The sequence below is a fragment of the Paenibacillus sp. UNC217MF genome, from assembly GCF_000686865.1.
Classification (GTDB): domain Bacteria; phylum Bacillota; class Bacilli; order Paenibacillales; family Paenibacillaceae; genus Paenibacillus_B; species Paenibacillus_B suaedae.
Genome location: NZ_KK366030.1, coordinates 150,476 through 173,147 on the forward strand (window position 1 = coordinate 150,476; position 22,672 = coordinate 173,147).

A 22,672-nucleotide genomic window follows, 5' to 3' on the forward strand; every position below is an offset into this window, starting at 1 on the left:
GATAGAATAGGTCAATGACGATGCCGCCCTAATTAGGGCGGCATTATTGTTGCACATTCAACTAGAACTTAATGTGAGCGTAGCGGATCAGAGCATGATCGACTCGCAGCATTATGGACAAGAGGCGGCGGAAGCCGCACGAAAGGTGGATACATCAGTGACAGCGCAGAAATGGTTCACCCACCCTGTAGGCATGACCGTAAGTGCGATCATTGCTACATTGTTGTGGGGAAGCGCGATGCCGGCGATTAAGCTTGGGTATGAAGCACTCAAGATTGGCTCGGACGCGGCTTATGAACAATGGGTATTTGCAGGATATCGATTTGCTTTGGCTGGACTTATGCTCATTCTATTGACTGCTTGCATGAATCGTGGAACGCGAGCTGATGGGGTTCATTACGGTCAGTCTCGGCGTGTTGGCTGGCGAGTCACACGTCTTGCAGTCATACAGACTTTTTTGCAGTATATTTTCTTCTATATAGGCCTAAGTTTAAGTACCGGAATGAAAGGCGCGATTATTACTGGCGCAACCTCCTTCTTCCAAATGGTCATTGCCCGAATGGTTGATCGCAGTGAAAGCTTCACATTCGGCAAGATACTCGGATTAAGCTTGGGATTCGCGGGCGTTATTATTGTAACCTTCAGTAATACAGGCGGCGCAGGTATGTCATTTGGCATTGGTGATGTGTGCCTGATATTATCGGCATTGTTCGGTGCGATAGGGAATGTGCTGGCGCGCCATGAGTCGCGTGATTTGCCGGTATTGTGGCTGACTGGACGCCAGATGGCCCTAGGGGGAATTGGGCTTATTCTGGTAGGTGCATGGCGTGCAGGTTTCGCTCCCTTTCAATGGGATGTCTCATCCTTGCTGCTGCTCCTCTATCTGGCCTTCTTGTCGGCAGCGGGATTCAGCTTGTGGAATTTGATTATGAAATATAATCAGGTAGGGAAAGTATCGATGTTCCTCTTCCTCATTCCGTTGTTTGGAGTACTATTATCCGCATGGCTGTTGAATGAATCTTGGAATGGTGGGACATTGGCAGCACTTGGCCTTGTTGTTGCAGGGATCATTGTGGTGAATCGATCTTCTGCAGAGAAGTCTGCTCGCAAGGCAGTTCAGAGGGCGGTTTAACACAGGCTTAATAATTTGTTACACAATGGTAATATTCCTGTTAACGTTGGTTAATGTACAGAGGGTATATTAATAGCAAGACCCCCTTTTGATGAATATATATCCCTTGAGACGGATCTGTGAGATACAGGTCCCTTTTTTTTGTCCTTAACTCCGTATCATAAAAGAAAGATGCAGCTAGAGCACTGCATGAACTTCGTATCCCGATGAAGTTCCTTATGCCCCAGAAGCATCTTTATGTTGCGCGTGATATATAACTATAATAATCGAACTATGGTCGTGCCTCCTGACAAGTTATTCAATGGGCACGACCTGTTTCTGCTTCTCTTTATAATACACCCAGTACGTAAATCCGATGTCCTTCAGCCGAGAGCGGACTTCCTCCCAGTCCTCGCCGACGCGGGAAGGCTTATGCGCATCCGAGCCAAAGCTAACTTCGACTCCGAAATGAAGGGCACGTTCCAAGATGGCGTCCGCTGGATACCAGCCGCCGCTCAGCTTTGTTTTCCCGGATGTATTGATTTCGATGGCAACGCCGCATTCTGCAATGACCTTCAAGGTATCGTCGATAATGTCAGGGGCTTGAATGTCCGAGAACGGGGGATAGTTGCCCTTCATGGCGTCAATATGGCCTAAAATTTGAAACATGCCTGTGCGAGCAGAGTCACGAATCATTTCATAATAGGTCCGTTTTTCAGCAATTTGCTGCTCAGCGTTTAGCTTCTTCCATCTGTTTTTATTGAAAATGCTGACGCCATTTGTGCTGTGAACGGAGCCAATAATGTAGTCGAATGGATATTGTGCTAACGTCTTACGATAGGTCTCCGCATGTTCAGGGAAATAATCTGACTCGATGCCCAGCAGCACGTCGATGCGGCCTTCGTATTCCTTTTTGAGGCGCAGCACCTCGTCTACATAGTTGTGAAAATCGCTTTTGGCCATCGTAATATTCGGATGCGGATGATCTTCATCCTGGCCGAAATAGGGCGTGTGATCGGATATGCCAATGACCTGAAGTCCATGGGCGATCCCTGCCTCAATATACTCACGGATGTTGCCATCTGCATGACCGCAGCGAAAATGATGAGTGTGCAAATCGAATTTCATAGCTTCCCCTCCTGTTCATTGAGTGGTAGTGTCAAATCTACGAAGTGAGCGGAATCGTTACTCGGAACCGATGAACTGGGTTTCAGGCATGCCCTTCACATCATTTAAAAATTGCTGCATGGCAGAATTCAAGTAACGGCCTGAGCGATACATAACCCCAACAGGATGCGCGGTTTCGAGCTCATGAATTTGAACGATCTTCAGCGTGCCGCGCCGCAATTCACTGCTGACCGATAGCTTGGAGATGATGCCCGCCCCAAGATTCAACTCGGCCATCCGCTTCACTTCCTCACTGCTGGATAACTCCATAACGATATGAGGAGTGATATTGTATTGGCGGAAGGTTTCTTCGGCGAACCTGCGGCCTACAGTATCAGGCGACAATAGAATGAGCGGAACTTCCTTCAGCATATCAACCGTAGCATGCTCATGCTTGGCCAGCGGATGGTCTGGACAGACGACGAGTTCGAACGAATCGTAGTAGAGCACAGACGTATTCAGATTCGGATTCGGTTCGTTCAAATATCCGATGCCAATATCAACGGTGCCATTCTCGATATGGGCCATGATCTGTGAAGATGACATGGACATAATGGTCGTCTTAATGAGTGGAAATTGATCCTGAAAATAGGAAAGAATCCGCGGCAGGATTTGAATAGCAATCGAAGTCGTTGTACCTAGAACAATATGCCCTTGCGGAATTTGGTTCAAATCACTCAGCTTCTGTTTAACTTCGTCGACGATATCTAAGATGCGCGTTGCATGCTCCAAAAATACTTTGCCGCTGTCTGTCAGGGTGACAGGCTGGTTGCGGTCAATAAGCACCGTTTTGAACTCATCCTCCAAGCTTTTGATCTGAGCGGACACGGCAGGTTGAGTCAGGTTAAGCAATTCGCCTGCCTTGCGGAAGCTCATCGTCTTGGAAATGGTGATTAGTGTTTCCAACTGGCTTAAATTCATGACTGTTTCCCCCTTTCTTGCCTATTTTGACATAGGACTAAAATATGGTGTGAGATGTGTACACGGTGGTGAATATGTAAAATCCGAAATAGGGTGTGAGAACGGAGCTTCAATACAATTTATCGCTTTTGTTGTACTAATAAAATGTTTTTCTCATTATACATTAGATTAGTTAAGGAAGCTATGCCGATGAGCAATGTTTACCAATGCGGCAGCTTATATGAAAACTTAATAATTGAAATAGTTGACCGCCGCGCAGGCCATGCCGCACAATGAAATGAAGACGTTCTCAACAACGTTACGTTATAGCTTAGGGGGAAAACAATGCGTTCGAAACAGGTTCGCAGTTGGATGATGTATGATTGGGCGAATTCCGCTTTTGCGACAACAATGTTGGCGGCAGTTCTCCCTATCTTTTATCAGTCTGTGGCTGCTTCAGGACTTCCGAATCATGAGGCGACGAGCTATTGGGCTTTTACACAGACAATCGGCATGATCCTTGTCGCACTGCTGTCTCCGATATTGGGAGCAATGGCTGATCTATCACGCCGCAAGATGGCATTTTTGCGCGTCTTTGCGATTTGCGGCTCGGTGGCTTGTATGCTTCTGTTCTTCGCGGGAAATGGGGATTGGCTGTATGTGTCAGTACTGTTTATTTTGGCGACGATAGGCTTTTCTGGAGGCAATACGTTTTATGACTCTCTTCTGCCCGAGATTGCAGCACCAGATGAGCGGGACGAAATATCTGCCAAAGGGTACATGTACGGATACATCGGTGGCGGTGTGCTGCTGGCGGTCAACATTGTCATGCTTGAGAAATGGGAGATGCTAGGGTTTCCGAATAAGCTCGTTGCCACGCAGACCGTATTTTTGTCCGTAGGAATATGGTGGCTGCTCTTCTCATTGCCAATATTCCGCCACTTGCAGGATCCTGCCCGTACAGATCGGCAATCAGTGTCTTATTACACGAAGCAAGGCTTCGGCCGGCTAGCTCAAACGATTAAGCGGGTGAAGCATTACCCTGAGCTATTGAAGTATATGGTGTCCTTCTGGTTTTTCAATGACGGCATCTCCACGATTATCGGAATGGCGGCGATATATGGTGCTGGGATGGGCATTCAGACGAGCCATCTCATTATTGCGCTGCTTATTACCCAATTCGTCGGAATCCCGTTCACCTACTTGTTTGCGAAGTTCGCCCGCAGGTTAGGTTCTAAGCGTTCCTTGTACGTATCACTCAGTACGTATATCGTCATCGTGTTCTTTGGTTATTTTATGACAACAGCGATTCATTTCTACATCCTGGCCTTCCTTGTTGGCATGGTGCAAGGGGGAAGTCAGGCAGTAGCGCGTTCTGTCTACAGTCAGATGGTGCCGATTAGCCGCGCATCTGAATTTTTCGGGTTCCTCAGTTTATCGAGCAAAGTGTCTGCTTCCATCGGTCCGGCCGTCTTTGGCATGGTGGGCTTAATGACCGGTTCTACACGCCTGGCAATCTTGTCTATCCTGGGCTTCTTCATTATCGGTATTATTTTGCTTGCATTCGTAGATATTGAGAAAGGGCGCAAGGAAGCGGCGATGGAGGAGGACACTTGGAATACAGATGCTTCTGGGGGTAAGGAGATACCTGTACATTAATAGAAAGACCCTAATCCGTATGTTCGTACTGCTTTACGCAGAGGGGAATCACGGATAGGGTCTTCTCTTTTCGTTATCTCGGTGTTAGAGACTACGTATTCATCGGATAAAGGATTACCCGTTCAATTGAAGGGGTCGTGCTTACGTTGTCATAATCATCCACCATTGCTTGTCATACGCTTCCAACTCAGCCTCTTTCAGTCCCAAGTTCGACTCACACCATTACTCGATCGAAATGCATACTCGTTCGATAAAAAAGGAGAGCGCCCGACATAAGCTCGTGGGATGCTCTCCAATACAAATAGCCCTTTTTTCTAGAATTGTGACGTTGCGGCTACTTCATTCATTGCCTGCTCGTCTGTTGAATGTGTTCGCGGCTGAAAGGGAAGGGTGGCCGGGCTCATTGATTTCTCAGCTCGATCCCCAGCTCGCTTCAGCAGTTGTTCCTGCGCGTGCATTTTCTGCATGCCTTTGGCGGCTTTCTTGCGGTACGTGCCGTCAGGCTGCAGGAATCGACTTTTCGCTTGATCTGCCAAATAGCAATGAAGGATTTGAATAATCTGCTGCTTCAGCTCCGAATGCTCAATTGGGAACATGGCCTCGACACGGCGATCGAGGTTGCGCGGCATCCAGTCCGCACTGCTCAGCAGTACCTTGTTCTTGCCGCCATGCTCGAAGTAGAAGATGCGGGTATGCTCCAGAAATCGCCCAACTATGCTTCGTACCGTTATATTCTCACTCATATTCGGCACACCTGGGCGGAGGCAGCATACGCCTCGTACGATGAGCTCAATGCGTACGCTGGCTTTCGAAGCCTTATACAGCAGTGAAATGAGCTTTTCATCCACCAGCGCATTCATTTTGAGAATGATGTGCGCTTTTCGGCCTTTCCGCGCAGCCTCAATCTCATATTCGATATATTGCTCCAGCTTATGGCGCAAAAACAAAGGAGCAACGCATAATTGATTTAAGCTGGATGGCACGGTGAAGCCAGAGAGCATATTGAACAGCACTGAGGCGTCGCTGCCAATCTGGGGATTGACGGTCAGCAGCCCCATATCCGTGTACAGCTTGGCTGTCACATCATTATAATTGCCTGTGCCCAGATGAACGTATCTGCGGATACCGTCCTCTTCGCGTCGAACGATGAGCAGTGTTTTCAAGTGGGTCTTCAATCCTATCAATCCATAGATAACATGGCAGCCGGCTTGCTCCAGCCGCTTCGCCCAGTGAATATTGTTCTCCTCATCGAAGCGGGCCTTCAGCTCCACGAGTACCGTAACCTGTTTTTTATTCTCTGCAGCTGCGATTAAAGCTTCAATGATCGGGGAATTGCCAGATACCCGATACAGCGTTTGCTTAATGGCCAATACGTCTTGATCCTGTGCGGCTGCTCTTACAAGCTGAACGACAGTATCGAAGCTGTCGAAGGGATGATGCAGCAGACGATCTTGATGGCGAATCCAGGTGAATACATCCTCCCCGTCCTGAAGGGGCTGATGCGGCTGATGGCTTGGATAGAGAAGCCCTGGCTTCTGAACGAGCTGGATCAGCTTGAACAGGAATGTATAGTCGATAGGGCCGGCGATTTCGTATACGCCGCCGAGCGGCTCGTCTTCTCCATCCTGTGTGATCATTTGAAGGAGTTCATGACTAATGCCTTCCTCCGCCTCAATCCGAACCACATTCCCCCATTTCCGCATTTTGAGCGATTCCTCAATCTCCTTGAGCAGATCCTCTGCGCCTTCCTCATCTATGTCCAGATCCGCATTGCGCGTTATGCGGTAAGCCTTCATATCGACAATGTCATAGCCATGGAACAAGATGTCCATATGCAGCTTGATGACGTCTTCGAGCAGGATGAACTCCTGCTTGTCCGTGCCTGTCGGTAGCCGTACGAGTCTAGGCAATACTTCAGGCACTGCTACTGTCGCGAACACATCTTCCTCCTCGTCCGTATTGCGGACGATCAATCCAATATTCAAGCTCTTGTTCTGGATGAGCGGGAACGGCCGGCTTTGATCCACGACCATCGGAGTGAGCACAGGGAATAACTGCTCCATAAAGTAGCTGCGAAGATAGTGCTTCTCATTCATCGACAATCGATGCGGCCGCTTGATTATAATGTTGTGCTGGCGCAGCTTCCTTCGAAGCTGACCGTATATGTAGGCTTGCTTCTCGACCATTGCGGCAGCGCCAGACTTGATGCCTTCGAGCGTATCATGCGGTGTGCAGCCTGATCGGTCGCGCTTGTCGTAACCTGCGATCATTTGGTCAATGACGGACGCAGCACGCACCATGAACAATTCGTCCATATTGGAGCTGCTTATGGCTAGAAACTTCAGTCTTTCTAACAACGGGTTCGTTTTGTCATACGCTTCTTCAAGAACTCTTCGATGAAAAGCCAATAGGCTCCATTCGCGGTTAATAAATGTTCGAGCCATCACGAAACCTCTCCTTTTCTACACAATGAACGATTGCAGCTCAGCATGATATGGTCATTGGGGGAGATGAGAGGGATGCTATCCTTTTAGTAGGATAGGATACCCGCTCACTTGCTCGAAGAATGAGCTTTCATGTTGGAAGGCCCACCGTTCCAGCTCCAAGCTGCCCTCATAGGTAGGAATCATCGTAATGTAAGTGCCTTTTTTTATATGGATGGTGAAATCTTTAACTTTCTGCTGGTGGGCAATATCGAGCGCATCGGCTAGCTTGAGGATAGAGGTGAGCTTGGATAGTACCAACTGCTCCTGTTCACTCATATCCGGTCTCAGGGGCACTTGAGCACTGCGCGGATGGTATAGTGCCATACTTGCGACAAGCTCCTTGTCCTTCTCAGACAGACCCAGCCAGTCCATCGCTTTAATCATATGGTAGGAATTGGCGGCATGGCCCTCCTGGGATATGGTCTTGCCGATATCATGCAAGATAGCGGCCAGCTCCAAGCATAGTTTGCGAGACGGATCCATGCGAAATAAGCTGTTCAAGCGATCAAAGAGCTTGCTAGCGAGTCTTCGAACCTGTCTGGAGTGCTCCATATCAAGCTGAACGCGTTCGGCAGCATGGAAGGCGGACGCCGTCATATCTTCGATATACAACGCTTGCAGCGAAGCAGACTTATCATGTGCTGAGAGTAACATCTCATGAAGGACGCCGTGCCGTAAGGAAACATCCGGCAGAAGCAATCGCTCTGCTGCCGTTGCTTTGAGCAGCTCTGACATAATAATAGCTGTTGGGATGAGCTGAGAGGCGCGTTCTTCATCAATATGGAATTTGTGCGATAGCTCTGCAGTGCCTGCTTGCATCCATTCGAACAAATGGCGCTGGAGTGTTGTTCTTGCGATGGATCGCAGTGGTAAGCTGCCGACTGAGCTTGTCCCTCGCTCTCCATATTTGTTCGCCAAGGTGGAGGCTTCTCCGCCGAGGACAATTAGATGATTGATGGTATAGGAAGACATACGGCGACGCAGCATGTCCAGTTGACTTTCAATATATTGCTGAAGAACGTTGGAATAATGCAGCGACTCGCCCCGCAAGGACTCAAGCACTTCCTTCAGCTTCAAAATACCGATGCGAACATATTCGGAAAATTGCAATCTTCCAGATGCATATACACTTAGCTGGACACCGGCGCTGCCAATTTCGACGACCAGCAGTCCTTCCTCACGCAGCTGCGGCATTTGTTCAACGCCGATATTCAGTCCGACATAGGTCAAATATCGTTCGACAGAGCTATCAACCAGCTCGATGTCCATGTCCGTGTAACGGCGAAGGTTATCTAGAAAGTACCCGCGATTGCTTGCCTCTCTAACCCCGCTCGTCGCACAGGCGCGATACGTTTTCACTTTGTAATCTTTCATGAGCTGCGACATTTGCTTCATCGCGCGGCATACTTCGAACGTGGCTTTAGAATGGATCTGACCATGGGTGAAGGTGTCGTCGCCGATCGGGGATGTAAGCTTAACATCCTCAAGAATGCGAAGCTGCCCTGGTCCGGCAAGCTCGGCAATAAGCATTTTAATTGCATTCGAACCAATGTCGATGCCTGCGGCAATAAGCGGTTTGTCCATAATATCCCCTGTCTTTCGTTACAAGTGAATGAAATAGACGGCATGTATGCCTTCACACCTATATCGCTCGCGATTTACGGGCAGGAATGAACACAGCTTATGGTGTGAATACTGCTTCCAATAGACTGGGCATTGCTGTCTACTGCTAGAGTAATGGATTTGACAGGTACAGGTCATAGATTTACAAAAGATTAACATTATGTTACGCGCTTTCGGATGGAGTTTTCATACAGGGCATGGCAAAATGAAAAGATATTGCAAGCATTTCAAGAGATGTCACTCTTTTTTTTGAAATGTAAGCAATGATAAGCTCAGCAGGCCGTTCTTCGTGGACGTAGGTGGATGATGGATGCTGTGCACACAACGTATTGCGATGAGTAAGGAAGGAGAGTATGCCATATGATGCGACCTAAGAAGCCGCTAGAAACCAAGGTTCCGACTCAGAATCGCCATCAGGGCATTGTAGATATCGGTTCCAATTCGGTACGTCTTATGATTGCGGAAATTCGCGAGGATCTGACATTTCAAATTGTAGATCAATGGAAGGAAGTCGTTCGTCTTGGTGATGAGTACGATGAAGATGGAGCGATTCCGGAATATAAAATTGATAAATTAATTTCAACGCTCTTATTATTTAAGCAGTTGTGCAGCCGTTATGAGTCATGTGAGATCATCGCGGTTGCCACGGCTGCACTGCGCAAAGCGACGAACCGGGCATTAATCCTAAGCCGCATTCTAGGTGCAACACAATTGTCTGTGCGAGTAATTAGCGGAGAGTCGGAGGCTTATTTGGACTATCTGGCAGTCGTATCGACCATGAATGTCAAGGATGCGCTGCTGGTCGACATCGGAGGCGGCTCCTTGGAGATGGTGCTCATTCAGGATCGGACCTTGAAGGAGAGCATCAGCATTCCGATTGGAGCGCTAACGCTGGCAGGCCAATATCATGTCAGAGAGGCGCTTGAAGTAGAGGAGGGGCAGCGGCTTGCTGCCGATATGGGGAAGCTTCTGGGGCAGATTGAGTGGCTGCAGCAAGCAGAGGGATATCCGCTTATTGGTGTGGGCGGAACGATACGGACAATTGCGAAGATGGATAAGGCTCAGGCCAAGGTTCCACTTGCTTCGCTCCATCATTACGTGCTGAGCCGGGAACATGTCGAACAGTGGCATGAGAAGCTGAGACCGTTGTCGCTGGAGGAAAGAGAGAAGATTCAAGGGTTATCCAAGGAGCGGGCGGACATCTTTATGGGAGCCTTTACGTTCATTACGTATGTGATGGAACGCTTGGATATGCCTATATTGACGGTAAGCGCCAAGGGTGTTCGGGAAGGTGTTCTATTCGATTTGCTTCAGGGGGAAGGGCTGATGATCGATGATCCTCTGTCTTTGTCCATCTCGAATATGATGCGGCGGTTTCGGTTGCAGCGAGATCATGCCAAGCGAGTCCATGTCCTATTCAATCGACTGGTGGAAGATATGGGAGCCCTAATGGATCTGGGAGGGGACTGGTCGCAGATCATGCATACGAGCGCGATGCTGCATGATTGTGGAGTCGTCATCTCTCCGCTTGAACGAGAGCGGCATGCGCTATATATGCTGCTCCATTCAGACTTGTACGGTCTGACTCCTCGCGAGCTCGTGCTAAGTGCGTTCATCGCCTCAGCTGATCAGAAGCTGAAGGCAGGCGAAGCATGGAGTGAATATGAGGCGCTATTCCTTCCCGGAGACAAAGAAGGTGTGCGTACACTTAGCCTATTGCTGCGGCTTGCGATAAGCTTCAATCGCGGAGCAGCCTCAGATGTAGAATTGGTGGCCTGTGATATTGAAGAGCAGGAGGTCGTATTTCACGTGCGTGCCTCGACACCACCGCTGCTTGAAGTATCGGAAGCCTATGCGGTTCGCACGGCATTTCGCAAGCGTTTCAAGCGGGATCTTGTCATTGTCGCGAATGTTACGCAATCCCGATAACGAATGGAAAAGGCTCTCTGAGGCAGAGGACATCGCTGTTCTGCTTCAGAGAGCCTTGTTATTTACGTATCCCAAATTGGGTCTTCGATGATGATAGGTCGATCCTGCTCCAGAGGAAGGCCCGTCTCATAAGAACGGTTGCCAATTGCTGCCCGAAGAGTCTCGTACGCGTTAGCAACTGAACGCGGATCTTGATTCGCTTCCTCCTTGATGTTCCAGTAGGCGGCGGCAGCCGATACAGCACGCGCCGCATCTTCACGGGCTTCTTCCCACATATCCCATATACTCGTGGATCGAATTTCTCCTGTGCCCGTCGGATCTGGCCATGGTCTTCGTGCTTCATTCAACACATCATAGGCTGGTGGTGTCTGCTTGTAAACAAACGGTTCGATTTGTTTGAATGTCAGAAGCTGTTTCATCCCAGACGGGTCATGGAATAGCTTCTGTGCGCGCACCATAGCTCGATTGGCGTCGTTCCAATAGCGTGTATCCACTCGTTTGGACAGCTCAGGGTAGTATCGGCCCGTTAAGGCATGCAGTGCACTGACCATTGCTTTCGGGAACTGTCCGCCCGTATGGATTTCTTTCCATACCGGTGTATTCCATGTCGCGATATTGCGCTTGGCGCGCAGCACATGGGTATCCATCAACACCTCGAACCGCTGGTGATCCCATTTGCGGAATCCTGAACGCACAAATACATAAGGATGCATGTTCCGATCAAGGATATGATGCAGTAGAAATCCGAGAGCGTATACGCGAGATAGCATATCTCCCTTGGGCGCGGAATCGATCAAGTCGAGCAGGAATGGACCACATTGCTTATTGTGCATGGCGCTTCCAAGCTCGTTCATTACTTTATTGCGCTGCCATGGCAGAAATTGATGATAGAATAGAAAATCCGGCCCTTGGCACCCCATATTGAACATGCGTTTCTGGGAGTCGGGCGATATCCAATGGGCGATGCCAGCGTCGTCAAGCGCCTCTTGGCCGAATAGTAAATGCGTCCATACGTTGGGCATTGTTCCCCTCCTCGTTACGGAGCATCTCTTATGCAGCTGCATGGGAAGCTGCCGCAATTGAGATGCCTATCTACCAGTTCACCTGAAATAAAGAGGAATGTCAATCCTTTATGAGTATGAAATGGGAGCTCATTTGCTATCTTGATGTGGAACATTTTTGTGCAACATGATAAAGTTTCTCGATCTGTCTAGCAAGATGAAGCGTTTGCATGTACACTGTAAGGAGCCACGGGGGACAAGCCCACAACGGGCCTGCCGAAGTGTGACAAGAGAGATAATTACATCATGTGGAGAACAGGTGGAGGATAATAACATGGAACAATTTCGTTTGCCTAAAATCGATGTACCTGCATTTGACTTGCCAAAAGCAGTCGTCCGCGTTATGGAAGAAGCGGAACAGAAGCTGGCGCATCGTCCTAAGTTGTTGAAGCTGTTCAAGAACTGCTTCCCGAACACGTTGGAAACAACGACTAAACTGCTGGATGACGGGACAACATTCGTCTTGACCGGAGATATTCCCGCAATGTGGCTGCGCGACTCGGTGGAACAGGTGATTCATTACGTTCCTTTCGCGAAGAATGACAAGGACTTGCAGCGCATTATCGGTGGTTTGATCAAGCGTCACATGTTCTATATTAATATTGACCCATATGCAAACGCGTTCAACGAGACTGCGAATGACTGGCACTGGGATGCGAATGACCAGACTGAGATGTCCCCATGGGTATGGGAACGCAAGTATGAGCTGGATTCGATGTGCTTCTCGATTCGCCTCGCATATATGTATTGGAAAGAGACAGGACGTACCGATATTTTCGATACGAACTTCAAGTCCGCAATGCGCAAAATTGTGGATGTGTGGAAGACAGAACAGCATCACTTCGAACAATCGCAATACCGCTTCACACGTGTGAACTGTCCAGCGATTGATACAATCCGCAACGAGGGCAAGGGAATGCCTGTAAATTACACAGGAATGACTTGGTCCGGATTCCGTCCAAGTGATGATGCATGCGACTTCCACTACAGCATTCCTTCTAATATGTTCGCGGTTGTCAGCTTGCGTCAAATGCAGGAAATTGCAAAGTACGGCTTCCGTGACGAAGAGTTCGTTAGCGAAATGGCGAAGCTGGAAGAGGAAATCAATCACGGCATCCAGTTGTACGGGGTTCACAACCATCCGACATACGGCAAGATTTATGTGTATGAAACAGATGGCTTCGGCAACTACTGTCTCTTGGATGATGCAGGAACGCCAAGCTTGCTGTCCATCCCTTATATTGGATATGCGGACGCAAGTGATCCGATTTATGAAAATACACGTAAATTTATTTTGAGCAAAGAAAATCCGTACTACTTCGAAGGCAAGGTTGCAAAAGGAATCGGCAGCCCACATACACCAGACGGCTATGTATGGCACATGGCGTTGTCCATGCAAGGATTAACGGCAGCAAGCGATGAAGAAATGCTCGCAATGATTGATATGCTGGAAGCTACAGATGCGGATACAGGCTTCATGCATGAGGGCTTCCTCGCGGATGATCCGAATGTATTTACACGTCCATGGTTCGCTTGGTCGAACAGTCTGTTCTCGCAGCTTGTGTGGAAGGCCATGCATCGCGGGCTGTTGGATAAATAAAGGTAGATCCATTACGAAGAGCGATGATGAGAAGCAGCCGTCCATCTCCCTAGGGGAGTGGACGGCTTTGTTGTTGAGTTTGGGAAGCTTGCTTGTCGTAGATTTACAGCAGATTGGAAGAAGTGCCCCATGTATTGTCATAGACGAGCTGGCTTAATACTTTCCGCTTCTCCCAGTTGTAGGCTTCGAGCAGCGGTCGCTCCGGATAATCCTCTGTATAACCGATAGAGATGAGGGCTGTTGGATCAATATGAAGCGGGATGTTCAGAATCCGCCGGATATCCGGCTTCTTATAGAAGCTAACCCAGCCCATTGCCAAGCCCTCAGCGTAAGCGGCGAGCCACATATTTTGAATTGCGCAGCTGACAGACATAATATCGGTCTCGGGAATGGAGTTGCGACCGAGAACATGGTCGCCGCCACGCGAAGGATCGCATGTAATGCAAATCGTAACAGGGGCCTCCAGAATGCCTTGAATTTTAATCTCCATAAACTTGGTGTCGCGATCTGTGCCTTCATAGTGAATCGCCAGCGCACGACGCTCGCGATCTACCACTTCTGCCAACTTCGCCTTGGTCTCCGCGTCTTTGATGACGATAAAGTTCCACGGCTGCATAAAGCCCACCGATGGCCCGTGATGGGCAGCCTCCAGCAGTTTGACCAGCAGCTCATCAGACACGGGCTGTTGAAGGAATGTACGAATATCGCGGCGATTGTATATCGCCTTGTAAACGCCTTCTTTTTCTTGTTCGGTTAGTTTATTCATTGTCATGAGTTACACTCCTTTTTCTTGTATTTCAAAGGCATGTCATACTATTGACTGTTTCCCTCATATGTTTATTATAACGTACAAGTTATTCATGCTGCGAATCGGGGTAAGGTATGAAGGGATCTCTTGTTGGGAAAGAAAAAGGGCCTGCCCTACATACATGTGGCAAGACCCTGCAGCAATCGTAATAGGTAATATTACAGATGATAGTAAATAATTGGCTTAAGTATTAGATAAAACAATTAGAACAATTTTTATATAGGATCAAGCATGTTTTTCGTTATGAATGTTTTGTTGCGGGTGTTTTCCCACTAGGTGGTGGTGTCACAGACTCCTTGCCAGAACTGTGTTCTGATCCTGGTTGACGAGCAGGCTGCTCTTTTTTAACTTCAGATAGAGACTGAACAGCATCTGCCACTAGGGCGGCATATGCTTTGGCGCCCTTAGGTACGAGATGAGTGCCATCCGGCTCGAAATAATCGTCATGGTCTTCAGTGGCGTTGTACCAATCGACCAATGTAATGTTGGAATGGGCAGCAGCCGTTTTCGCTAACAACGCATTGACCTTGCCTTCCCATTTCTCTGGCATGCGCGTATTGACGAAAATAATATGCTCAACATCAGAAAGGGATTCGATCAGTTTGTTTAACTGCTTTTCACCAAATATGCCGTTTGTTCCAAGTGCGATGATGACATATCTGCCGAGCTTGCCGTTCTGCTTCAACCCCTGAATAATATCGCTGGCTGCGGACATCTGCCTTCCAATCTTCGCATCGACAACAGTACCAGGGAGCTGCTTGCTCAGATAGGGAGCAACATCGAGCATGACTGAATCACCAATTGCAGAAATAGACCAGTTCTGCTTCTTGTCGGATGCGGGGTCTGTGTGAGACGGCTGATTCGGCTGTTGTGTCTGCTTGCCTTTAGGCTGCCCGCCTCCCTTGGCAGTTGAGCTAGATTCTAACGGGTTATCGGCACCTGAACTGCCGGGCTTCTTGATGGGATCAGAAGCAGCATCAGAGCGCTTCGGCTTCTTAGGTGTCGTATCCTTGACTGTATGTGATCCGGTATGTTCCGTTTGGTGAGCCTTAGATGCAGCTCCCAGATTGTCATGCGTAATGACTATCCGCTTGTTATCTGCAGATTCCTCGGATTGAGCTTGGGCGGCATCCACTAATGAACGACCGCTCATGCCAGCGTAGAACAGAGTAAGCAGCAGGACACAGCAGGCAGAAATGGACCAGTACTTCCATGACAGCCGATGCCAAGAATAGGGATCACGTAGCTTGAGCCAAAGATAAGAAAGACAGCCGCGCTGGATGGGCTGTTCGATATATCGCCACGACAAGGCGGCGAGCAGCACGCTCGCGGTGACCTGCAGCATGGCGCGCGTCCCATCGAATCCACTTGTATTGACTTCAGGATTAGTGAGAATTATGACCGGATAATGCCACAAATAAATGCCATATGATCGCTTGCCGATCCATACGAGCGGCCCCCAGCTGAGCAGCTTACTCAAGCGGCTTGCTGGATGTGCAAGCGCCGCAATCGTAAGTGCGCTCACAATAGAGAGCAGCACGAATCCCCCTTGATATAGAAAATCATCGTATTCACTTACTTCTACAATCATATAGAGCATAGCGCCTAATCCAAGAGCCCCTATTAGATCAAGGCTTAAGCCTGCCTTATGATCTGTGTTTGAGACAAGACGTCTGCTGGGCCATACGACTGCAAGTGCAGCTCCAATGAGAAGAGCGAATACCCGCGTGTCTGTGCCGTAATATACACGGCTTGGATCAGTGCCTGGCTCATACAGCCATGCCATTGCCAATGCAGAAGCAGCAGCTGCCGCTGCAATTCCGAGCAGAAGCTGACCTCGCCTTGGTGCAAGCTTTAATCCAATCATGAGTAGTACAGGCCACACCAGATAAAATTGCCCTTCAACGGCAAGAGACCATAAATGAAGGTAGGGTGAGGGCGAACCAAAGCTGTCAAAGTAAGAAACATTGTGAAAAATGAGATACCAGTTGTTCCCGTACACGAAGGTTGACCATATATCCCCTCGTAGTTTGGTCAAGCGCGCAGGATCGAAAATGGTTAGCCAAGCAACGCTGAACAGCAGCATAACGAGAATGGCGGGAACTAGCCTGCGCACCCTGTGTACCCAGAACGTATACAGATCAATTGCACCTCGCTGCTGCCTTGTGGCAAGCAGTAAATCCGTTACAAGGTAACCGGACAAGACGAAGAAAATGCCGACACCTAAAAATCCTCCTTGAGCCCAGCCAAGATTCAGGTGATAGGCGATGACGGCCAGAACAGCAATTGCTCTCAGGCCATCCAGGGCGGGCATGTAGCGTCTATTGTTGCGTCGAAGCTCATGCATATTGGACGCCCCCTATATGTGGTGTGACCACGACGAATAACCGTACTACTGAATCGTTATTCGGATGAAGTCTCATGCATAACCATTTCATTGTAGTCTTGATGTCCTTTCTTGAGATGTAGGGGAACATGATTGATTTGGATAATAAACTGGTAAAGGTTTCAGGTGAGTCCTGCTTGCGTTGAACCGTGTTCGTAGCGAAGAGGATGAAGGGGTGTGAGTGTCAGATATTCTCTTACTCGTTCCTTGTGCCTATATCTCCTAACCGTGTATACAAATATCAAAGTTCGAATAACCTCTCTTACTATATCGAAAAAGCACATATGTACTCGTTACAGATCTATTACATATTTTATTCAATTTTGTAATTTTTCGGATTCATGGTAAGGTTACAGCAATCTGTCCCAACACTTGTTACGCAAGCTAGTGACTAGAGTTGTTGCAAGCGACAGTGGAAATGTTTTCAATGTCTGTTCCGGTCAATGATCCGGTATGCATTTACGTTCATTTGTCGATAATTCAAGTTTCAGGGGCCTTACATGTACTCGATCACATCACAGAAGCTTTTATGGATAAAATTATGTCTTTGACACACGAGAGAGGATCCGATGTAATCATCGAATTTTTGGCGAATGTGAATTTGGAGACTGATCTAGAAATAATCGCACCTTATGGCCGCATCGTCGTAGTTGGTAACCGGGGCAGTTTGGAAAGATCATATTATCCATTGATTAAGGATCAAATAATCCGAAGAAAAGGCAGACTACCTACTAATAGAAAAGAGCTGTTTCCTGCAGCAGGCAATGCAAAGAAGAAAAAAAGGAGAAAAATGTCGAATTAAACCCAAAGAAGTAGTTCTTTATACTCAAAAACTTAATTTGGATATGTTTTTCTTGTGAAAATGATAAATCATATAGTGCTTGGCTGAACCGTTTTCAGTATAATAGGCATAGAAAAGTGGAAGTATAGGACGTTCGGAATATGTCGAATATACTCCATTAATGTCGGAAAGGGGAAAAGATAGCTGAGATGAGAGCCGAATGGATTCAACCTTTTTTGCAATCGGCAAGCACAGTTATTGAACAAATTGTGCAAGTCCGTCCCAGTCGGGGAGAGCTTCAAATGTTAAGTTGGAGCGGTACGCATGATTTTCGCATCCAGGTCGGTCTGACGGGGCAGTTGTCCGGACAGGTGGCATTTGGCTTGAACGAAGACGTGGCGTTGAAAATGGCATCGGCTATGATGGGGGGATCTCCTCTTGCATCCCTTGATGCTATCGGTGAGAGCGCCATTTCAGAGCTAGGCAACATGATTAGTGGCAACGCAACGTCACTGATGTACAATCAGGGAATCAGCGTTGATATAACACCTCCCCAGCTGCTCATATCGGCTGATCATCCTGGTCCTATTCAAGAGGTCTTGGCTGTACCGTTATTATTGGATGGAATCGGTCGATTTGATGTACTTATGCATATCGGCTAAAGTGATAGAGTCGACGTTGTATCCTAATGCGGCGACGCAGTTCTGACCAACTGCACCTGCTTTGTACATAAGTTAGACATGGTGCGGATTGGAGGGTAAAGGAGTAAATCAATGGAACTGAAGGGCAAGATTGTGCTTATCACTGGAGCCTCGAGCGGAATTGGGGCTTGGACAGCTCAAGCAGCTGCTGCGAAGGGAGCCGTTCCGATCTTAACGGCGCGCTCCATAGAGAAGTTGGAAGTCGCGGCTGTCTCAATGACGCCTTCACCTGCCGTCTATACGATGGATGTAACGAAGGATGAGGATGTGACGCGCGGAATTTCCACTGTGATGGAGAAGTATGGGCGTATCGATATCTTGGTGAATAATGCAGGTTTCGGCTTGTTTGAACGGACTGTAGATATGCCATCCTCGCAGTTCGCCGCGATGATGGATGTGAATTACATGGGAACGGTGCGCTGCACGAAGGCGGTTCTGCCTCATATGCTGGCCCGGGGAGAAGGGCATATCATCAATGTAGCTTCTATGGCAGGCAAGGTTGGGTCTCCTAAGTCTGCTGGCTATACGGCAACGAAGCACGCGGTGCTGGGCTTTACGAATGCACTGCGCATGGAGCTGGCAGGGACAGGTGTTGCTGTATCTGCAGTGAATCCAGGACCTGTGAATACACCATTCTTCGATCAGGCGGATCCAAGCGGACAATATGTAAATAATATTCGTTGGTTCATGATGGAGCCAGAGAAGGTCGCGCGGCATATTGTTCGGGTGATGGAGACCCGCAAGCAGGAAGTGGATCTGCCGTGGATTGGTGCGCTCGGAGGGCGGCTGTATGGGTTGTTTCCGAGAATATCGAACCGAATTGCAGCTAAAATGTTGAATAAGAAATAAACATGTGGATGTTGTTAGGATAGGCAACCATTGGCGATTCCGATGGTTGGCATGGCGAAGTCCGCCCACTCCTGTTCGATTGGGATCAGGAGAAGGCGGACTTTTTGTGTGCTGAGCACGATTGGCATGCTTCAAATACTACTCGTCTTACTGCTCGTCGCCTTCATTGGCACGGTGAGCCTCATTCATTTGCTTAATTTCCTCGAACAGTGCACGAACGGCTGCCTTGCTCTCTGGATTGGCATTATTCCAATGACGGGTTAAGTTGGGCATTGTTTTGTGCATATGATTATAGAGCGCCCACATTTTCACTTTTTCTACCGTTGCAGCATCAGTGTGTCCGGTAAGCAGATCGGCATATTTCTCCAGAAGCGCATCGAATGAAGCGGATAGGTTGTCGGTCATTTGCAGATACCTCCTTACTTTTTTGGATGTGCATGTTTAGGCTATCATAACGAGCAATCATTTGGAAAGTTGGAGTGAAGACTTCTTTTCGATATAATGGGTACAGCGAACAATGGGAAGGTATGTTCATTTATCATGAATCAGCGCCTTCCATAGAGAGGAACGATACAAGTTGAGTACAACATTTGACACATTTGCAATACGAGAAGAGCTGAAGCTTCGGCTGGAGGCCAGACATATTACGGAGCCATCACCCGTGCAGGCTGCGGCAATTCCTGCTGCATTGGAAGGACGCGACGTCCTTGCACAATCACAGACGGGTACGGGCAAGACGATTGCGTATTTGCTTCCTGTCCTAACCCGGATTCAGCAAGATGCACGATCAACACAGGCCGTGATTATAGCGCCTACCCAAGAACTTGCGATGCAAATTGTTCGGGAAGCGGAATATTACAGTGAGGGCAGCAGTATTCAAATTGCGTCGCTGATAGGCGGTGCGGCATTGAAGCGCCAGGTAGAGAAGCTGAAGCTTCACCCGCAGCTTGTCATTGGTACTCCGGGCCGGATTCATGAATTGATTGAGATGCGCAAGCTGAAGATGCACGAGGTGCGCACCATCGTCGTGGACGAGGTCGATCATGTACTGCAGAAGGGCGGTGCGAGCGATACTGATTCGATTATGCGCAGCGCGCTGCGTGATCGTCAGCTCCTATTCTTCTCCGCTACCCTGCCTGCTGAGGTGAAGGCTCTTGCAGAACGATGGATGCAAGATCCAGTTAACATTGGCATTGAACCTGAGAAGCGGATAGCGGATACGATTGAGCATCTTGTATTTGTATGCGAGGAGCGCGATAAGATTGATATGCTGCGCCGTCTCGTTCGTCATTGGAATCCGAAGCAGGCAATCGTATTCATCAATGACTCATCTGAGATTGCTGAATGGGAGCAGAAGCTGGGCTATGCGAACTTGTCAGTTGCTTCGTTATATGGAGATGCGCCGAAGCAGGAGCGGGTGAATGTCCTTCGACGCTTCCGTGAGGGACAGTTCCAATTGCTGTTAGCTACTGATGTAGCTGCACGTGGATTAGATATACCGGATCTGCCGTATATCTTCAGTGCTCAGCCTGCATTGAATGCGGAACATTATGTTCATCGTGCAGGGCGAACAGGTCGCATGGGACGTCAAGGTGTGTCCGTCAACCTGATCTCTCATCGTGAGCAGTTCATTATGCGTAAATTCGAACGTGAGCTCGGAATCGTTATCCATGAGCGCGAATTCTACAATGGTCGCATCTTCGAGCCGAATGATGCATCACGTCGTCCGAAGACGAAGCCAGCTGCCAATCATCAGCCGAGCAAGCCGTCGGCTGGGTATCGCCCGCCGTCAAAGGACAAGCGTTCTGGCAAGGACAAGGATAAAGGCGCACCTAAATGGCTGAAAGAGAAGAAGCGCCAGTAATAACAGCAATGGTATGAACTCGAACGAGGAACCGCCGCAGATAATGGATCTGCGGCGGTTTTTTTTTGCGTAATCACTATCTAATTTTTACAATTATTTTGCCTTTGGCTCTTTCTGATTCTGAATATTCCATTGCTTTTTGCACATCTTCAAAAGGAAAAACGCTATCAATAATTGGCTTGATTTTTCCAGATTCAATTAAGTTTGCAATAATACGCAATTGATCTCCACTTGGCTTCATAAACAAAAAGCTATATTGTACATGATGCTTTTTCTCAAGTGCAGTCAGTTTTTTGCTTGCAGCTGAAAACAACAAGGTTCTCCAAAATCCTGAACCGTATTCTTTAGCAAAACGAGCATTTGGCATTCCTGATACCGAAACAATTTTACCCCCGCTTTTTAAGATGCCGAATGATTTCTCAAGTGTTTTGCCCCCAAGTGTATCCAATACGGCATCAACATCTTTCAATACATCTTCAAAGTTTTCTGTCTTGTAATTAATCATTTCATCTGCACCAAGCGATTTTACTAAGTTCGCACCTTTTTCACTGGCAGTCGTTGCAACAGTGGCGCCCATTGCTTTTGCCAATTGAATCGCAAAAGTTCCGACACCTCCAGCACCAGCTTGAATCAATATCTTTTGCCCTTTTTGTAATTGTATGATGTCATGTAAGGCTTGGTATGAAGTTAACCCTACTAGTGGGATTGAAGCTGCTTCCTCAAAGCTCAAATTTTTAGGTTTTAAGGCAATGTCGTCCTCATGAACGGAAATATATTCTGCAAAAGTACCAATATTATTTTTCCGTGGACGGGCATATATTTCATCGCCAACGTTAAAACGGGTTACTTTTGCTCCAACCTTTACTACGACACCAGAAAAATCATTACCTAGGATGAGGGGCATTTTATAGGTGAGCAGCAGCTTCACTTTTCCATCGCGTATTTTAAAATCAATTGGATTAATGCTAGCTGCATGAATTTCTGCGAGTACCTCATATTCATTTATTTCGGGCATGGGCACTTCTGCCATTCGCATAGGGATTCTTCCATATTTATCGATAACCATTGCTCTCATATCCTAATTCCTCCATATAACTCTATATTTATACTTATTCCATAGTTTCAATAAAAGTCATGCATTAGCTCTTCAATATCCAGCACAAGCGTTTTTAATAAACCTATCTTTGTACGTAAATTAATATAATAAAAGTTTTTTGTAGCTTCTTTGCGCATTTCAATAATACCGGCATCCCGCAAAATTTTAAGATGATGGGATACCGCAGGTCGAGAAAGATGCGTTTGTTCCGTGATTTCCCCTACACGCAATCCAGTTTGACAATCTGTCTCCATGAGAACTAGCAAGATAGCTTGACGTGTTTCATCGCCAATTGCGACTAATACTTTTTGACAATTTATGAAATCTTCTTTGATAAGATTTACTTGCTCCTGCTTACTCATTTCAGTGAAATATCTCTAATCATTCGTTTAATGGTTTAAGTAAATGAACCAAGTTGTTGACTAAAAGATAGTATATTTTTACGCCTCGCTGCAATATTGAGAAAGAAAATCGAGACGAATCACATCTTGTAAACGAGCACTTTGCAACCTTGGAACAATGCGATTCAAATTAGGTTGAATCAAGAAAAGGCTAATTATTCATCTACGAATGAACGTCTAGTGTTTGCCATTGGAAAATTCAAGATACAACATATACGAGTCTTCACTTGTATCTTCGACTTAGGGTGAA

At 47.7% G+C, this 22,672-nt stretch carries 18 protein-coding genes; 8 read left to right on the forward strand and 10 right to left on the reverse strand.

The window, feature by feature from the left end:
- Window positions 1-49: 49 nt before the first annotated feature.
- Window positions 50-1,132: a DMT family transporter gene (locus BP95_RS0127590; RefSeq protein WP_021252670.1), complete on the forward strand. Its 1,083-nt coding sequence runs from the start codon at window positions 50-52 to the stop codon at window positions 1,130-1,132.
- Window positions 1,133-1,426: 294 nt separating this feature from the next.
- Here the strand turns inward: BP95_RS0127590 and BP95_RS0127595 are convergent, their stop codons facing one another.
- Complete coding sequence (locus BP95_RS0127595) at window positions 1,427-2,239, reverse strand: histidinol-phosphatase (RefSeq protein ID WP_021252671.1); 813 nt, start codon at window positions 2,237-2,239, stop codon at window positions 1,427-1,429.
- A 57-nt stretch (window positions 2,240-2,296) separates the two neighbouring features.
- Window positions 2,297-3,199: a LysR family transcriptional regulator gene (locus BP95_RS0127600; protein ID WP_021252672.1), complete on the reverse strand. Its 903-nt coding sequence runs from the start codon at window positions 3,197-3,199 to the stop codon at window positions 2,297-2,299.
- Between the two features lie 324 nt (window positions 3,200-3,523).
- Between BP95_RS0127600 and BP95_RS0127605 the strand changes: the two genes are divergently transcribed.
- Window positions 3,524-4,837 carry an MFS transporter gene (locus tag BP95_RS0127605; RefSeq protein WP_021252673.1) on the forward strand — a complete coding sequence of 438 codons (1,314 nt, stop codon included), beginning with the start codon at window positions 3,524-3,526 and terminating at the stop codon, window positions 4,835-4,837.
- 314 nt (window positions 4,838-5,151) lie between these two features.
- Here the strand turns inward: BP95_RS0127605 and BP95_RS31515 are convergent, their stop codons facing one another.
- Window positions 5,152-7,281 carry an RNA degradosome polyphosphate kinase gene (locus BP95_RS31515; RefSeq protein WP_081819991.1) on the reverse strand — a complete coding sequence of 710 codons (2,130 nt, stop codon included), beginning with the start codon at window positions 7,279-7,281 and terminating at the stop codon, window positions 5,152-5,154.
- Between the two features lie 78 nt (window positions 7,282-7,359).
- Complete coding sequence (locus BP95_RS0127615) at window positions 7,360-8,907, reverse strand: Ppx/GppA phosphatase family protein (protein WP_028533750.1); 1,548 nt, start codon at window positions 8,905-8,907, stop codon at window positions 7,360-7,362.
- A 399-nt stretch (window positions 8,908-9,306) separates the two neighbouring features.
- Here BP95_RS0127615 and BP95_RS0127620 point away from each other — a divergent pair, with 399 nt between their 5' ends.
- A complete protein-coding gene (locus tag BP95_RS0127620; protein ID WP_028533751.1) occupies window positions 9,307-10,875 on the forward strand; it encodes a Ppx/GppA phosphatase family protein in 1,569 nt (522 codons plus the stop codon).
- A 62-nt stretch (window positions 10,876-10,937) separates the two neighbouring features.
- Here the strand turns inward: BP95_RS0127620 and BP95_RS0127625 are convergent, their stop codons facing one another.
- On the reverse strand, window positions 10,938-11,897 hold the full coding sequence (locus BP95_RS0127625; protein WP_028533752.1) for a zinc dependent phospholipase C family protein: 960 nt from the start codon (window positions 11,895-11,897) through the stop codon (window positions 10,938-10,940).
- A gap of 313 nt (window positions 11,898-12,210) precedes the next feature.
- Between BP95_RS0127625 and BP95_RS0127630 the strand changes: the two genes are divergently transcribed.
- A complete protein-coding gene (locus BP95_RS0127630; RefSeq protein ID WP_021252678.1) occupies window positions 12,211-13,536 on the forward strand; it encodes a glycoside hydrolase family 125 protein in 1,326 nt (441 codons plus the stop codon).
- Window positions 13,537-13,639: 103 nt separating this feature from the next.
- Here the strand turns inward: BP95_RS0127630 and bluB are convergent, their stop codons facing one another.
- On the reverse strand, window positions 13,640-14,302 hold the full coding sequence (bluB, locus tag BP95_RS0127635; protein ID WP_028533753.1) for a 5,6-dimethylbenzimidazole synthase: 663 nt from the start codon (window positions 14,300-14,302) through the stop codon (window positions 13,640-13,642).
- Window positions 14,303-14,585: 283 nt separating this feature from the next.
- Complete coding sequence (locus BP95_RS31520; protein WP_081819992.1) at window positions 14,586-16,691, reverse strand: acyltransferase family protein; 2,106 nt, start codon at window positions 16,689-16,691, stop codon at window positions 14,586-14,588.
- 466 nt (window positions 16,692-17,157) lie between these two features.
- On the opposite strand from BP95_RS31520, the gene BP95_RS0127645 reads away from it, so the two are divergent.
- The 3 genes from BP95_RS0127645 to BP95_RS0127655 all read left to right on the forward strand — a co-directional run bounded on the left by BP95_RS0127645 (window position 17,158) and on the right by BP95_RS0127655 (window position 19,061).
- Entirely contained in the window at window positions 17,158-17,532 is a 375-nt protein-coding gene (locus tag BP95_RS0127645; protein WP_021252681.1) for a zinc-binding dehydrogenase, read from the forward strand.
- A 188-nt stretch (window positions 17,533-17,720) separates the two neighbouring features.
- On the forward strand, window positions 17,721-18,173 hold the full coding sequence (locus BP95_RS0127650) for a chemotaxis protein CheX (protein WP_021252682.1): 453 nt from the start codon (window positions 17,721-17,723) through the stop codon (window positions 18,171-18,173).
- A gap of 111 nt (window positions 18,174-18,284) precedes the next feature.
- Window positions 18,285-19,061, forward strand: coding sequence for an SDR family NAD(P)-dependent oxidoreductase (locus BP95_RS0127655; RefSeq protein ID WP_028533754.1), 777 nt, complete (start codon window positions 18,285-18,287; stop codon window positions 19,059-19,061).
- 147 nt (window positions 19,062-19,208) lie between these two features.
- On the opposite strand, the gene BP95_RS0127660 is transcribed toward BP95_RS0127655, so the two are convergent.
- Window positions 19,209-19,466: a DUF2573 family protein gene (locus BP95_RS0127660; protein ID WP_021252684.1), complete on the reverse strand. Its 258-nt coding sequence runs from the start codon at window positions 19,464-19,466 to the stop codon at window positions 19,209-19,211.
- 172 nt (window positions 19,467-19,638) lie between these two features.
- On the opposite strand from BP95_RS0127660, the gene BP95_RS0127665 reads away from it, so the two are divergent.
- Window positions 19,639-20,925, forward strand: a complete 1,287-nt coding sequence (locus BP95_RS0127665) for a DEAD/DEAH box helicase (protein ID WP_021252685.1) — start codon at window positions 19,639-19,641, stop codon at window positions 20,923-20,925.
- Between the two features lie 76 nt (window positions 20,926-21,001).
- Here BP95_RS0127665 and BP95_RS0127670 read toward each other — a convergent pair whose 3' ends face one another.
- A complete protein-coding gene (locus tag BP95_RS0127670; protein WP_028533755.1) occupies window positions 21,002-22,000 on the reverse strand; it encodes an NADP-dependent oxidoreductase in 999 nt (332 codons plus the stop codon).
- A gap of 47 nt (window positions 22,001-22,047) precedes the next feature.
- Window positions 22,048-22,383, reverse strand: coding sequence for an ArsR/SmtB family transcription factor (locus tag BP95_RS0127675; RefSeq protein ID WP_021252687.1), 336 nt, complete (start codon window positions 22,381-22,383; stop codon window positions 22,048-22,050).
- Window positions 22,384-22,672: the final 289 nt, after the last annotated feature.

Bases quoted from the DNA above. Each gene is read 5' to 3' on its own strand.
- BP95_RS0127595 (WP_021252671.1), bottom strand. From the start codon at position 2,239: ATGAAATTCGATTTGCACACTCATCATTTTCGCTGCGGTCATGCAGAT.
- BP95_RS0127600 (WP_021252672.1), bottom strand. From the start codon at position 3,199: ATGAATTTAAGCCAGTTGGAAACACTAATCACCATTTCCAAGACGATG.
- BP95_RS0127605 (WP_021252673.1), top strand. From the start codon at position 3,524: ATGCGTTCGAAACAGGTTCGCAGTTGGATGATGTATGATTGGGCGAAT.
- BP95_RS31515 (WP_081819991.1), bottom strand. From the start codon at position 7,281: ATGGCTCGAACATTTATTAACCGCGAATGGAGCCTATTGGCTTTTCAT.
- BP95_RS0127615 (WP_028533750.1), bottom strand. From the start codon at position 8,907: ATGGACAAACCGCTTATTGCCGCAGGCATCGACATTGGTTCGAATGCA.
- BP95_RS0127620 (WP_028533751.1), top strand. From the start codon at position 9,307: ATGATGCGACCTAAGAAGCCGCTAGAAACCAAGGTTCCGACTCAGAAT.
- BP95_RS0127625 (WP_028533752.1), bottom strand. From the start codon at position 11,897: ATGCCCAACGTATGGACGCATTTACTATTCGGCCAAGAGGCGCTTGAC.
- BP95_RS0127630 (WP_021252678.1), top strand. From the start codon at position 12,211: ATGGAACAATTTCGTTTGCCTAAAATCGATGTACCTGCATTTGACTTG.
- bluB (WP_028533753.1), bottom strand. From the start codon at position 14,302: ATGAATAAACTAACCGAACAAGAAAAAGAAGGCGTTTACAAGGCGATA.
- BP95_RS31520 (WP_081819992.1), bottom strand. From the start codon at position 16,691: ATGCATGAGCTTCGACGCAACAATAGACGCTACATGCCCGCCCTGGAT.
- BP95_RS0127645 (WP_021252681.1), top strand. From the start codon at position 17,158: ATGTCTGTTCCGGTCAATGATCCGGTATGCATTTACGTTCATTTGTCG.
- BP95_RS0127650 (WP_021252682.1), top strand. From the start codon at position 17,721: ATGAGAGCCGAATGGATTCAACCTTTTTTGCAATCGGCAAGCACAGTT.
- BP95_RS0127655 (WP_028533754.1), top strand. From the start codon at position 18,285: ATGGAACTGAAGGGCAAGATTGTGCTTATCACTGGAGCCTCGAGCGGA.
- BP95_RS0127660 (WP_021252684.1), bottom strand. From the start codon at position 19,466: ATGACCGACAACCTATCCGCTTCATTCGATGCGCTTCTGGAGAAATAT.
- BP95_RS0127670 (WP_028533755.1), bottom strand. From the start codon at position 22,000: ATGAGAGCAATGGTTATCGATAAATATGGAAGAATCCCTATGCGAATG.
- BP95_RS0127675 (WP_021252687.1), bottom strand. From the start codon at position 22,383: ATGAGTAAGCAGGAGCAAGTAAATCTTATCAAAGAAGATTTCATAAAT.